This window comes from Mycobacterium sp. PS03-16 (assembly GCF_004570325.1).
Classification (GTDB): Bacteria; Actinomycetota; Actinomycetes; order Mycobacteriales; family Mycobacteriaceae; genus Mycobacterium.
On the sequence record NZ_SPQO01000006.1, the window covers coordinates 169,129 to 182,170 of the forward strand.

13 protein-coding genes are annotated in these 13,042 nt (G+C 68.1%); 5 read left to right on the forward strand and 8 right to left on the reverse strand.

What is annotated here, in order from left to right:
• Positions 1-6 precede the first annotated feature (6 nt).
• The 6 genes from E4P42_RS07610 to E4P42_RS07635 are packed head-to-tail and all read right to left on the reverse strand — an operon-like array spanning position 7 to position 6,747.
• Positions 7-864: an ABC transporter permease gene (locus E4P42_RS07610; protein WP_167759396.1), complete on the reverse strand. Its 858-nt coding sequence runs from the start codon at positions 862-864 to the stop codon at positions 7-9.
• A gap of 5 nt (positions 865-869) precedes the next feature.
• Complete coding sequence (locus E4P42_RS07615; protein ID WP_135124654.1) at positions 870-1,667, reverse strand: ABC transporter permease; 798 nt, start codon at positions 1,665-1,667, stop codon at positions 870-872.
• Positions 1,660-2,826 (reverse strand): thiolase family protein, encoded by a 1,167-nt coding sequence (locus tag E4P42_RS07620; RefSeq protein ID WP_135124656.1) that lies wholly within the window; start codon positions 2,824-2,826, stop codon positions 1,660-1,662. The genes E4P42_RS07615 and E4P42_RS07620 overlap by 8 nt, the downstream gene beginning before the upstream one ends.
• On the reverse strand, positions 2,823-4,013 hold the full coding sequence (locus tag E4P42_RS07625; protein WP_135124658.1) for an OB-fold domain-containing protein: 1,191 nt from the start codon (positions 4,011-4,013) through the stop codon (positions 2,823-2,825). The genes E4P42_RS07620 and E4P42_RS07625 overlap by 4 nt, the downstream gene beginning before the upstream one ends.
• 14 nt (positions 4,014-4,027) lie before the next feature.
• Positions 4,028-5,236 carry a CaiB/BaiF CoA-transferase family protein gene (locus tag E4P42_RS07630; protein WP_135124660.1) on the reverse strand — a complete coding sequence of 403 codons (1,209 nt, stop codon included), beginning with the start codon at positions 5,234-5,236 and terminating at the stop codon, positions 4,028-4,030.
• Positions 5,233-6,747, reverse strand: a complete 1,515-nt coding sequence (locus E4P42_RS07635) for an aldehyde dehydrogenase family protein (RefSeq protein ID WP_135124662.1) — start codon at positions 6,745-6,747, stop codon at positions 5,233-5,235. Before E4P42_RS07635 ends, E4P42_RS07630 begins: the two co-directional genes overlap by 4 nt.
• Positions 6,748-7,006: 259 nt before the next feature.
• On the opposite strand from E4P42_RS07635, the gene E4P42_RS07640 reads away from it, so the two are divergent.
• The 5 genes from E4P42_RS07640 to E4P42_RS07660 all read left to right on the forward strand — a co-directional run bounded on the left by E4P42_RS07640 (position 7,007) and on the right by E4P42_RS07660 (position 10,739).
• Entirely contained in the window at positions 7,007-7,720 is a 714-nt protein-coding gene (locus E4P42_RS07640; RefSeq protein ID WP_135124664.1) for an SDR family NAD(P)-dependent oxidoreductase, read from the forward strand.
• A 28-nt stretch (positions 7,721-7,748) separates the two neighbouring features.
• A complete protein-coding gene (locus E4P42_RS07645; RefSeq protein ID WP_135124666.1) occupies positions 7,749-8,609 on the forward strand; it encodes a mycofactocin-coupled SDR family oxidoreductase in 861 nt (286 codons plus the stop codon).
• 43 nt (positions 8,610-8,652) lie between these two features.
• Positions 8,653-8,847: a ferredoxin gene (locus E4P42_RS07650; RefSeq protein ID WP_135124668.1), complete on the forward strand. Its 195-nt coding sequence runs from the start codon at positions 8,653-8,655 to the stop codon at positions 8,845-8,847.
• The gene (locus tag E4P42_RS07655) at positions 8,844-10,241 is read left to right on the forward strand and encodes a cytochrome P450 (protein WP_371286995.1); all 1,398 of its coding nucleotides are present in this window, start codon (positions 8,844-8,846) and stop codon (positions 10,239-10,241) included. Before E4P42_RS07650 ends, E4P42_RS07655 begins: the two co-directional genes overlap by 4 nt.
• A gap of 162 nt (positions 10,242-10,403) precedes the next feature.
• Positions 10,404-10,739, forward strand: a complete 336-nt coding sequence (locus tag E4P42_RS07660; protein ID WP_135124670.1) for a hemophore-related protein — start codon at positions 10,404-10,406, stop codon at positions 10,737-10,739.
• A 25-nt stretch (positions 10,740-10,764) separates the two neighbouring features.
• Here the strand turns inward: E4P42_RS07660 and E4P42_RS07665 are convergent, their stop codons facing one another.
• Together E4P42_RS07665 and E4P42_RS07670 are read right to left on the reverse strand one after the other, a co-directional pair.
• Positions 10,765-11,940 (reverse strand): acyl-CoA dehydrogenase family protein, encoded by a 1,176-nt coding sequence (locus E4P42_RS07665; RefSeq protein WP_135124672.1) that lies wholly within the window; start codon positions 11,938-11,940, stop codon positions 10,765-10,767.
• On the reverse strand, positions 11,924-12,931 hold the full coding sequence (locus E4P42_RS07670; protein WP_135124674.1) for an acyl-CoA dehydrogenase family protein: 1,008 nt from the start codon (positions 12,929-12,931) through the stop codon (positions 11,924-11,926). Before E4P42_RS07670 ends, E4P42_RS07665 begins: the two co-directional genes overlap by 17 nt.
• Between the last annotated feature and the right edge of the window lie 111 nt (positions 12,932-13,042).

A 13,042-nucleotide genomic window follows, 5' to 3' on the forward strand; every position in this document is an offset into this window, starting at 1 on the left:
CCTCCCCTATCCGCTCAGGTTGAAGTTGCCGTTGGAGCCGTAGATCGACAGCGATACCAGCAGCGTCACCGACACCACCACGATCAGCGAGGTGCGCACGGCGTTACCCACCGCGACGCCGACCCCCGACGGGCCGCCGGTGGCGAAGTAGCCGAAGTACGTGTGGATCAACAGGATCGTGATGGCCATCAGGATGGCCTGCAGGAACGACCAGAGAAGGTCGATCGGGTTGAGGAAGGTGTCGAAGTAGTGATCGTAGAGGCCGCTGGACTGTCCGAACAACACCGTGGTGGTGAACTGGCTGGCGACGAAGGACAGGATGACCGCAATCGAGTAGAGCGGGGTGATCGCGATCATGCCGGCCACGATGCGGGTACTCACCAGGTATTCGACCGGGCGGATACCCATCGATTCCAGCGCGTCGATCTCCTCGTTGATGCGCATCGCGCCCAACTGGGCGGTGACACCGGCGCCGAAGGTGGCGGCCAGCCCGATCCCGGCCACCACGGGCGCCGAGATTCGAACGTTGATGAACGCCGCCAGGAACCCGGTCAGCGCCTCGATCCCGATGTTGCCCAGCGAGCTGTACCCCTGCACCGCCAGGGTCCCGCCGGCTGCCAGAGTGAGGAATCCGACGATCACCACGGTGCCGCCGATCATCGCGAGCGTCCCCGCGCCCATGGAGATCTCGGCGATCAGCCGGATGATCTCCTTCCGGAAGTGCACGGCCGCGTGCGGGGTGCCGGCCAGCGCACGGCCGTAGAACATCGTGTGGTCACCGATGCGGCTGAGCAACGAGACCGGCTTGCCGAACTGCCGGAACACTCGCGGATAGGTGGCCCGCAGCGAGATCAAGGTGCCCATGCCCGCTAGCCCGTCGTCATCCGGATGCCGATGGCGGTCACCACCACGTTGATGACGAACAGCGCCATGAACGCGTACACGACCGTCTCGTTGACCGCGTTGCCGACGGCCTTGGCCCCGCCGCCGGTGATGGTCAGCCCGCGGTAGCAGGCCACCAGACCCGCGATCAGGCCGAACAGCGCCGCCTTGACGCACGAGATGATCACCTCGGGCACCCCGGTCAGCAGCGTGATCCCGGCGGCGAACGCGCCCGGGTTCACGTCCTGGATGAAAACCGAGAAGGTGTAGCCGCCGAGGATGCCGATGATCACGACCAGGCTGTTGAGCAGCAGCGCGACCAGCCCGGAGGCCAGCATGCGCGGAGTCACCAGCCGCTGCACGGGGTTGATGCCCAGCACCTCCATTGCGTCGATCTCCTCGCGGATGGTCCGTGAGCCGAGGTCGGCGCACATCGCGGTGGCCCCGGCGCCGGCCACGATGAGCACCGTGACCAGCGGGCCGACCTGGGTGACGGCGCCGAACGCGGCGCCGGCGCCGGACAGGTCGGCCGCACCGAGTTCCCGCAGCAGGATGTTGAGGATGAAGCTGACCAGCACGGTGAACGGGATGGCCACCAACAGCGTCGGCGCCAGCGACACCCGGGCGACGAACCAGCACTGCTCCAGGAACTCTCGCCACTGGAACGGCCGGCGGAACACGAACCTCACCGCATCCGCCGACATCGCGAACAGGCCGCCGACGGCCTGCATCGGACCGGACAGATTGCGTCCGAGGCTGACCCCGGGTGACCAGCGCTCAGCCATCGGTTCCGGTCCCTTCCAGGATGGTCACCGCCGACACCGCGGTCGGGCCTCCGATGTTGTGCGCCAATCCGATCCGGGCGCCGTCGACCTGGTTGACCGCCTCACCCCGCAGCTGGCCGAACAACTCCACACACTGGGCGACACCGGTCGCCCCCGGCGGATGCCCCTTGCCCTTCAGGCCACCGCTGGGGTTGACCGGCAGGGCCCCGCCGATGCTGGTGACCTCGGCTTCGACGAGCTTGTAGGCGCCGAACCTCTCGGCGAAGCCGAGATCCTCGTAACTGATCAGCTCGATTCCGGTGAAGTAGTCGTGCACCTCGGCGACGTCGACGTCGGCCGGCGTCAGGCCGGCCATCCCGAATGCGCGCTTGGCCGCCCGCACCGAGGCCGGGAACGTCGTCATATCCGGTTTGTGCGGATACATCACCGAATCGAGGCCCAGCCCGACCCCGCGGATCCACACCGGCCGGTTGGTGAAGCTGTCGGCCACGTCCTCGGCGGCCAGCAGCAGCGCGGCGGCACCGTCGCTCTGCGGCGCGCAGTCGTACAACCCGAACGGGTTGACCACCATCGGCGCCGCGAGCGCCTGCTCGACGGTGATCTCGAAGCGCAGCCGCGCCTTAGGATTGTCTACGGCGTGGCGGTGGTTCTTGACCGCGATCATCGCCAGATGCTCCCGGGTGGCCGGTGATTCGTGCAGGTACCGACGGACGTGCAACGCGAACCCGGCCGGTGCCACCAGCCCCAGCGGGTAGTCCCACGCCATGTCGCGGGTCATCGCCTCCCAGCCCCACAGCATGTCCTTGGTGGCGACTTCGCGCAGTTTGTCGGCACCCATCACCAGCGCCACGTCGGCGGCCCCGGACGCGATCCCGAACAGGGCGTTGCGAACGGCGTCGTTGCCCGTGGCACAGGAGTTCTCGACGTGGCTGACCGGCAGGTCCTGCAGGCCGAGCGTGTCGGCGAGGATCCCCGCCGGGAAGCCGTCGGTCGCCCCCATCGACCCGAACCACACCGCATCGATGTCGGCCCGGGTCACTCCCTTGTCGACGCTGGCCGCGCACTCGGCGAACGCCACCGGCAGCAGGTCCTTAATGCCCAGGGCGAAGTGTTCGGCGAACGGGGTCATCCCGGCGCCGACGATCGCGACCCTCCTCATGCGGCCTCCGGCGCGGCCACGGCCCTGTCGGGTTCGAACGCGTAACCGTAGTCCGGCACGCCCGAGCGCACCGCGATGCGGCGCAACGCCAATCGGCCGCGGTCGCCGATGTCCACCGAACCCGCCTCGGCCCCGGTCACTTTCACCAGCGCCCGAATCCCGACATCGTCGAGTTCGACGATCACCAGCGAGTACGGCGACCGCAGACCCGGGACCGGGATCCGCACCGTCGCCTCGGTGTAGACGGTGCCGGTACGCGGCAGCGGCACCAGTTCGTAGTCGGTGTTCAGCGAGCAGTCGTCGGTCAGGCGGTAGCGGGGCGGGAAATCGAGTTCGTCGCTGCCGGTGCACCTGCCGGCCTCCCAGCGCACCTTCGCCTCGAAGGCTCGCTCATAGGCGGCCAGCGAAATCGGCAGATCCGTACCGGGGGTGATGGTGCCCTCGGGCAGCGGCCGCGCCGCAGGTTCACGTCGAATCACTTGTGCCTCACCGCCTGTGACGGTGATACCGGACAGACTCGCCTGCTCCACCGCGACCAGGGGGCCCATGGTATGGGATTCGGTGAGGCTCGCGAGGGCAAACAGGCCAGAACTTGCTCCGAAGGTCGGCAGCCGCGGCGGTGCGGACAGGCAGAGCGCGACCGCCTTCTCATGGTCGACACCGGCCACCACCACCGGGGTGTCCAGCCACGCCGCGGACAGCGACGCCAACAGGCCGCGTTCGTGCAACAGGCGTGGATCGCCGTAGTCGTGCACCACGCCGACCGCGTTGCGGGTCCGCACCGGCAGGCTGCGCGCGACGCGGGCCGCCGTGCGCACCTGCTTACCACGGTCGGAGGTGAGGATGGCCGCCGCCCCCGCGGGGTCGAGGTCCACCCCGATGATCAGCGAGCGCGGGCGGGCCGAACTCACCGCGTCCATCGTCGCCGGGGCGCCGCCCAGCCGTTCGTCGACCTCGAGTTCGGGGTCCAGCCCCAGCCCCGCGAGCAGCACCGCGGCACTACTGCTCTCCAGCGAGGGAAGATCCCGGCTGACGAGCACGATCCGTTCCACCGCCCCGCCACCGCTCAACGCCGCGCGGCCGGCTTCCACGGCCAGCGTGATCGCGTCCTCGTCGTCACCGGGGATGCGGTGATACGCGGTGCCCCAGCACGGGAGATAGGTCCCGATCGAAGCGATGAACGGCATGACGGACTCCAGCCTCAGGTGACGGCGCCGGCCGTCTTGAGCTCGATGATGCGGTCCCAGTCCAGACCCAGCTCGACGAGGATGTCGTCGGTCTGCTCGGCGAATCCGGGTGCGGGCCCGGTCCGCGGGGCGGCCACGTCGAACTGCACCGGGTTGGCGACGAGTTCGAGCTCGCCGGCCTGCACGAGGTACTCGTTCGCGCGGATCTGCGCATCCTGTCCGGCCTGCAGCGTGTCCTGGACGGGTGCCCACGGTCCGGCCAGGGTGGCGAAACGCTCGCTCCACTCCGGGAGCGGGCGCTTTTTCATCGCCTCGGTGAGGAGTTCCACCGCGGCCGGGGTGTGCTCGGCGAACGACTCGGCGGTGGCGAACCGCGGGTCCTCGGCGTAGTCCTCGAGGTCCATGTGCCGGCAGACATCGGCCCAGAACTTGGTGGGCTGCATCATCACGAACGAGATGTAGCGGTCGTCGGCGGTCGGGTAGACGCCGACCAGCGGATTGATCGGCGACCCGTGCACGCCGGGCGGTGGGGTGACCATGAGCTGGTTGAGGTGCTGGGTCAGGGCCACGGTGTGGCCCATCGACCACAGCCCGCTGCCCAGCAACGACACGTCCACCACCGAGGGCTCGCCGGTGCGCTCGCGCCGGAACAGCGCCGCGGCGATGCCGCCGGCCAGGTTGGTCCCGGAGATGGTGTCACCGTAGGCGGGGCCCGGCGGGCCGATCATGCCGTCGATGCCCGGCGGGGTGATGGTCGCCGCCGTACCGGCCCGGCACCAGAAGGCGGTCATGTCGTATCCGCCCTTCACCGCCTCCTCGCCGCGCGGACCGAGCGCGCTGCCGCGCGCGTAGATGATCGAGGGGTTCACCGCGCGGATGTCGTCGACGTCGATGCCGAACTTCTGCCGGTGGCCGGGCAGGAAGCTGGTGAGGAACACGTCGGCACGGCGGGCCAGTTCCAGCAGCACCTCGCGCCCCTCGGGCACCGACATGTCCAGCCCGATGCTGCGTTTGCCGCGGTTGGCATGCTCGATGTTGGGGTTCGGGTCCCCCTCGACGCGCAGCGGACCGGTCTGCCGCAGACCGCGCTGCGGATCGCCGGTGACCGCGTGCTCCACCTTGATCACGTCGGCGCCCCATTCGCCGAGCACGGCACCGCACGACGGGACGAACCCGTACATCGCGACCTCGAGGATGCGCACCCCCTCCAGCGGCCGGCTCATGCGTTGGCCGCCGACAACACGCGGGCGAACGTCTTGGTCTCGAGGAATTCCTCCAGACCCGCGGTGCCCATCTCCCGGCCGATGCCGGACTGCTTGTACCCGCCGAACGGCGTGTCCGCGCTGAAGTAGTTGCCGCCGTTGATCGAAAAGGTGCCGGTGCGGATCCGGCGGGCCACCGCGAGCGCGCGTTCCTCGCTGCCGAACACCGCGCCGGACAGTCCGTAGATCGAGTTGTTGGCGATGCGCACCGCATCGTCGTCGTCGGTGTAGGAGATCACCACCAAGACGGGGCCGAACACCTCCTCCTGCGCGATCTCACTGTCGGGATCGACGTCGGCGAGCAGGGTCGGGGTGTAGAAGTAGCCGGGGTCGACCTTCTCCCCGCCGGTGACCAGGGTGGCGCCGGCCTCGACGGCCCGCTTCACCATGCCGTCGACCTTGTCGCGCTGCTTCTCACTGATCAGCGGACCCATGTAAACGGACGGATCGACTGGATTTCCGAAGCGCACCAGCCCGAAGTTGTTCTTGATCATCTCGACGATCTCGTCGCGATGCGCGGCCGGCACCAGCAACCGTGAGGTCAGCGCGCAGCCCTGCCCGGCGTGGGTGACCATAGAGAACGCCGAGAACAGCGCGGCCATGCTGAAGTCGGCGTCGTCGAGCACGATCGCCGCGGACTTGCCGCCCAGTTCCAGGAAGACCTTCTTGAGGGTCTCGCTGGCCGCGGCCATGATGCGCCGGCCGGTCGGGGTGGACCCGGTGAAGGTGACCATGTCGACGTCGGGGCTGGTGGTGAGCACGGCGCCGACCTCCGGATCGGCCCCGGACAGGATGTTGACCACGCCGGCGGGGATGTCGGTGTGGTTGACGATCAGCTCCCCGAGCGCCAGGGTGATCAGCGGTGTGTCGGGGGCACTCTTGAGCACCACGGTGCACCCCGCGGCGAGCGCGGGCGCGAGCTTGGCCAGTGCCAGCTGGTTCGGATAGTTGTAGGCGATGATCGCCGCGACGACGCCCGCGGCTTCCTTCTCCACCCACCGGTGGTGCTGCATTCCGCGGGACTCGATGGTGCCGAGGTCCTGGGTCATCGGATAGTCCGCGAGCAGGTCGGCGTAATAGCGCACGATCCCGATGGGCTGGTCGAGCTGGGCGCCCTGGCAGAGCGCCTCGGTGGCGCCGACCTCCGCGATGGTGAGCGCGGCCAGTTCGTCACGATGGTCGACGAGCGCCCGGTGCAGCTGATCGAGGCAGCGCATCCGCAACTGGGTGTTCGTCGCCCAGTCCGTGGTGTCGAACGCCCGCCGCGCCGCCGCGACGGCGGCGTGCGCGTCGGCGACGGTCGCGTCGGGCGCGTGCCCGAGTACCTCGCCGGTGGCCGGGTTCACCGAAGGAAACACCCGATCGGTATCCACGAGCCGGCCGTCGATCAACAGGCGCCGGTCTGCGGTGACACCACTTCCGGCGTTGTCCTCGGTGGCCGGCGTGCCGGTGGCCGTGGGCGTCGTTGCCATCATGCTCCTCCGTGTGACGGAAATTGCATTCTCATTAGTGGCGAATCATACATCCGCTGACAGAGAACTCAATGAGATCGAGACCCGCTCGTCATGGCGGTGGTGCATCGGTTCGCAGCCTAGGAGGACGGTAAGCCGCTCCGGACGATATCTTGCAGAATTGCAAGAACCGAGATTATCGTTCTCATAATTAGGAAGGTGGATTCTTGATGCAGCTGACGACCATGGAGCCGCCGGTCGACACGTCGGGTGGCGCACGGTGAAGAACGCGGTGGTGACCGGTGGCGGCTCCGGCATCGGCCTGGCGATCGCACAGCGGCTGCGCGCCGACGGCCTGCATGTCGCCACCATCGACCTGAAACCCTCGAACAACCCCTCCGACGACGACTTCGCCCACACGGCCGACGTGACCGACCGGGCCGCGGTGGACGCCGCCTTCACCGCGATCCGCGCTCAACTCGGGCCGGTCACCGTGCTGGTGAACGCCGCCGGCCTCGACTGCTTCAAACGGTTCTCCGACATCTCGTTCGACCGCTGGCAGAAGGTCATCGACGTGAACCTCAACGGCGTCTTCCACACCATCCAGGCGGCGCTGCCGGACATGGTCGAGGCCGGGTGGGGTCGCATCGTCAACATCTCCTCGTCGAGCACCCATTCCGGCGCGCCGTACATGACGCCCTACGTGGCGGCCAAGTCAGCGGTCAACGGGCTGACCAAGTCGCTGGCCCTCGAGTACGGGCCCACCGGGATCACGGTGAACGCCGTCCCGCCCGGCTTCATCGACACGCCGATGTTGCGGGCCGCGGCCGACCGCGGCCACCTCGGCGACATCGACCGCAACATCGAGGCCACCCCGGTTCGTCGCATGGGCCGGCCCGAGGACATCGCCGCGGCGTGCGCCTTCCTCGTCTCCGAGGAAGCCGGCTACATCACCGGCCAGCTGCTGGGCGTCAACGGCGGCCGGAACACCTGACCAAATACGACGAGAGGACACACCGCACATGGGACGCGTAGAAGGCAAGGTCGCTTTCATCACCGGCGCGGCGCGGGGGCAGGGCCGCAGCCATGCCGTCCGGCTGGCTGAGGAAGGCGCCGACATCATCGCCGTCGACATCTGTCGCGACATCGACAGCATCGGGTATGCGATGGCGACGCCCGAGGACCTCGAGGAGACCGCGCAGTACGTCGAGAAGACCGGACGCAAGGCGGTGACCGCCCAGGCGGACGTGCGCGACGCCGCCCAGCTCAAGGAGGCGCTCGAGCGCGGGATCGCCGAACTGGGCAAGGTCGACATCGTCGTCGCACAGGCCGGGATCGCCGGCATGAAAGGCCAGCCGCCCCTGCAGGCGTGGTGCGACGTGATCAACACCAACCTCGTGGGCACGATCAACGCGATCCAGGTGGCGCTGCCGCACCTGCGAGAAGGCGCGTCGATCATCGCCACCGGGTCGACCGCGGCGATGATGGACGCCTCCAAGAAGGACAACCCCGGCGCGGACCCGGGTGGCAAGTCCTACATGACCGCCAAGCGCATGCTGTCGGAGTACGTCCACGACCTCGCCACCGAACTCGCCGTGCGCGGCATCCGCGCCAACGTCGTGCACCCCACCAACTGCAACACCGACATGCTGCAGAGCGAACCGATGTACCGCTCCTTCCGCCCGGACCTCGAGAACCCGACCCGGGCCGACGCCGAACCGGTTTTCGGGATCCAGCAGGCGATGCGGGTGCCGTTCATCGAACCCGAGGACATCAGCAACGCGGTCCTGTGGCTGGCCTCCGACGAGGCGCGCTATGTCACCGGCATGCAGTTGCGCGTCGACGCGGGTGGTTACCTCAAGTGGTACGACTACCACGTCTGAGATCCGTCGTTCACGCTGCGCCACAACGAGTTCGAGGAGAGCTGTGAAGGTAAGGGTGGATCCGGACCGGTGCCAGGGGCACACGTTGTGCTCGATGATCGCGCCGGACTCCTTCGAGCTGAGCGACATCGACGGCACGGCCTCACCCGTCAACGAGGTCGTGCCCGACGAGCAGCGGGACGCCGTCCGCGAAGCCGTGTCCTCCTGCCCCGAGCAGGCCATCTCGATCGACGAATGAGTGTCGATCAGCCCGACCCAGGAGCGAACACCGTGACCGTCGACGACACCGTTGCCGACAGCGATCGCAAGAAGAACCGCTACCACTTCGACCGGCACACACCGGAGTACCGGCTGCGGTTCGAGACGATCACCGAGGAGATGCAGACCACGTGCCCGATGGCGTGGACCGACTCCTACGGCGGGCACTGGGTCGCCGCCGACAGCAGGCACGTGTTCGAATTGGCGCGCTGCCCGGCCGTGTCCAATCACCACGACATCAGCGGCGAGACACCGTTTCAGGGCATCACGATCCCGAAGGCCAGCCGCGCGACCGTGGTGCGCGGCGGCATCCTCGAGATGGACGAGCCCGAGCACAGCGCCTACCGCGGCGCGCTCAACCCCTATCTCTCTCCTGCGGCGATCAAACGCTGGGAACCGTTCGTCGACGAGATCACCCGGGCCGCGCTCGACGAGCACATCGAGACCGGCCACATCGACTTCGTCGAGGACCTGGCCAACGTTGTTCCCGCGGTGTTCACGCTGGCGATGATGGGCATCGAGCTCAACAAGTGGAACGTCTACAGCGAGCCCACCCACGCGTCGGTCTACACCCCTGAGCACTCCCCCGAGCGGGAGAAGATCAACGAGCAGCACCGTGAGATGGGCATCGACCTCATCACCAACATGATGGAGATCCGGGAGCGCCCCCGGCCGGGTCTGGTCAACGCGCTGGTCCAGTTGCGCATCGACGGCCGGCCGGCGCCGGACATGGAGATCCTCGGCAATCTCGGCCTCATCATCGGCGGTGGTTTCGACACCACCACGGCGCTGACGGCGCACGCCCTGGAGTGGCTCGGCGAACATCCCGACGAGCGTGACCGGCTCAGCCGGGAGCGCGCCACGCTGCTGCACCCCGCCACCGAGGAGTTCCTGCGCTACTTCACCCCCGCGCCCGGCGACGGCCGTACCTTCGCCGACGACGTGGAGGTCGACGGACAGAGGTTCAAGAAGTATGAACGGCTCTGGCTGTCGTGGGCCATGGCCAACCGCGACCCGTCGGTGTTCACCAGGCCCAACGAGGTGGTGCTGGATCGGAAAGGCAACCGCCACTTCAGCTTCGGCATCGGGGTGCACCGCTGCGTCGGATCCAATGTCGCGCGCACCGTGTTCAAGTCGATGCTGACCGCGGTGCTGGACCGGATGCCGGATTACCGGTGCGATCCCGACGGCACCGTCCACTACGACACCATCGGCGTCATCCAGGGGATGCGCCACCTGCCCGCGTCCTTCACCCCGGGCCGACGGCTGGGCCCGGGCCTGGACGAGACGCTCGAGAAGCTCCAGCGCATCTGCGACGAGCAGGGACTCGCCCGGCCGATCACCGAGCGCAAGGAGCCGGCTGTCATCGACTGAACCTTCGGGTGCACCCGGCACCTCATCCGTTCGACTGAGGTTTGCTCGACGGAAGAAATGGTAACGGTCGGACTGTTAATGTCGATGTACTGATCATCGGGGGGCGTGACCGCCGTCCGGTTGACGCGTTCGACAACCGATCGAGAAATGGGTGGATTCCACATGAAGCTGTCGCGCACCACACTGGCCGTCACTCTGGGCGGCCTGGCCGTCGCGATCCCGCTCTCCACGGGCGTCGCCTCGGCGCAGCCCGACCTGGGCCCGATCATCAACACCACCTGCACCTATGACCAGGTGATCGCGGCGCTCAACGACCAGCACCCGGACCTGGCCGCCCAGTTCGCTTCGCAGCGCAGCGGGCAGCAGGCGGTGCGGAACTTCCTGGCGGCGTCCCCGCAGCAGCGACAGGCCACGGTGGCGTTCCTCCAGGGCAACCCCACCGCCCAGCAGTACTTCGGGCCGATCTCCAACGTCGCCAACACCTGCAACAACTACTAGAAGCGGTGGCCGCGCGGCTGATCCGTCAGCCGCGCGGCAACCCCAGCACCTGCGTGGCGATGATGTTGCGCTGGATCTCCGACGTCCCCCCGGCGATCGTGCCGGAGAAGCTGCGGGCGTAGCGCTCGAACCAACTCGCGAAATAGTGGTCGAGGTTCATGTGCGCGTAGCGCCCCGTGGTCGAGGGATGCGCGAGGCCGGAGGCGCCGGCGGCCGTCAACGTCGCATCGGCCGCCCGCATCTCGGCCTCCGAGCCGAACAGTTTCAGTACCGACACCGAGGCGGTGTCCATCTCCCCGCGCGCGGCCCTGGCCAGCGCCGCGGACCCCATGGCCCGCAGCGCCTGATAGTCCATCACGATCGAGGCGAACCGGTCGCGCTCGATCTCGGTCTGCGGGCGGAAATCCGCGATCAGATTGTCGATACGGTCCGCGAAGCCCAGCCACATCATCGTGCGCTCGTGCCCGAGTGAGCCGTTGGCCACCTTCCACCCCTGATTGAGGGGCCCGACCAGGTTCTCCGCCGGCACTCGCGCATCGGTGAAGAAGACCTCGTTGAAGTCTTTATTGCCCTCCCCGCACAGATCGGCGAACGGCCGGCACACCACGCCGGGCGTGTCGGTGGGGATGATCAGCGCGCTGATCCCCCGGTGCTTGGGGGCGTCGGGATCGGTGCGCACGAACGCCAGTAGGTAATCGGCGTCATGCGCGCCCGAGGTCCACACCTTCTGGCCATTGACCACGAATTCATCGCCCTCGAGTACCGCTCGGGTGCGCAGCGACGCGAGATCGGACCCTGCGCTGGGTTCACTCATGCCCAGCGATGCGGTGAGCTCACCGCGCAGCACCGGCACCGCCCACCGGGTCTTCTGCTCATCGCTGCCGAACGTGATGAGCGACGCCGCAACGATGTTCACGCCCTGCGGATTGAAGCTGTGGTAGATGCGGCGCCGGCACAGTTCGTCGAGGTGCACGAACTGCTGAATGACCGTGGCGTTGCGGCCGCCGAACTCCGGTGGCTGGGCGGGCAGCAGCCAGCCGTTGTCGAACAGCAGCCGCTGCCAGTCGCGCGCCCACTGCGGCATGTGGCTCACCGACCGCGGCCGCTCCAGCGTGGCGCTCTCCGGCGGCAGATGTTCGTCGAGAAAGGCCGCGAACTCGGCGCGGAACGCCTCGACGTCGGGATCAAAAGCCAGCTGCACCGGAACTCCTGTACTCGGCCGCGATCAGCGCGCGGTGTTCGGCCGCCCCACCGAGCAGCAATTCACCGGCCTTGGCGCGCTTGAGCGCGAACTGCAGATCGTTCTCCCATGTGAAGCCCATGGCCCCGAACAGCTGCAGGCCGTGCCGGAACACCACCGACTGGCACTCCCCCGCCGCGGCTTTGGCCATCGCCGCCGCCAGCCGCCGGCGGGGGTCGTCGGCGGCGATGGTCAACGCCGCGAAATACCCGAGCGCGCGGGCCCGTTCGATCGCGACGTGCATGTCGACGGCCTTGTGCTGAACGGCCTGGAAAGACCCGATCGGCACCCCGAACTGCTGGCGTTGCTTCACGTGGTCGAGCGCCAGGTCGAGGATCCGCTGGCAGGCGCCCACCGTGGTAATCGCGATACCGGTGAGGGCGAGGTGGCGGGCCCGCTCGGCGTCGGTGTGCACCCGGTCGCCGTCGTCGACCCGCACCCCGGCGAACGACACCTCGGCGACATGCAGCACGGGGTCGAAAACCGGACTGCGCCGGGTGACCGCCACTGATGCGTCGACGACGAACACCCCGGCGTCGGTGACCACCGCCAGCCGGTCCGCCCGGTCGGCGTCCAGGACGAAACGCGCCGCGCCGTCGAGCACCCATCCGTCGGCGCTGCGGTGGGCGGTGACGCCGTCGTAGACCGCGGCGCCGGCGTGCTGCGGATCGAAGCGGTCACCTGCCAGCGGCGCGTACTGCGTCATCGTGGCCAGGAACGGGGTGGGATCGGTGGCCCGCCCCATCTCCTCGAGCACGATCGCCAGTTCAACCGCGTTCTCGGCGTCGGTGAGTTCGGTCCATCCCGCATCGACGTAGCTCTTCCACAACGGCGCCGGATCGACGCCGTTCTCTGCGATCTCGCGGACCAGCGAGGCGGGGCACTGTTTGGTGACCGCGTCGCGCACGGTCTCCTGCCACAGCCGCTGGTCGGCATCGAACTCGAGTAGCATCCGGCGCCTCCTGAGGTGTCACGTCCGCACGAGAATAGCATTCTCACAACCGGCCTATGCGTTCTCGATACCGACTTGTCCGGTTTCGTGAGCGCGACGCTGCGCGACTGA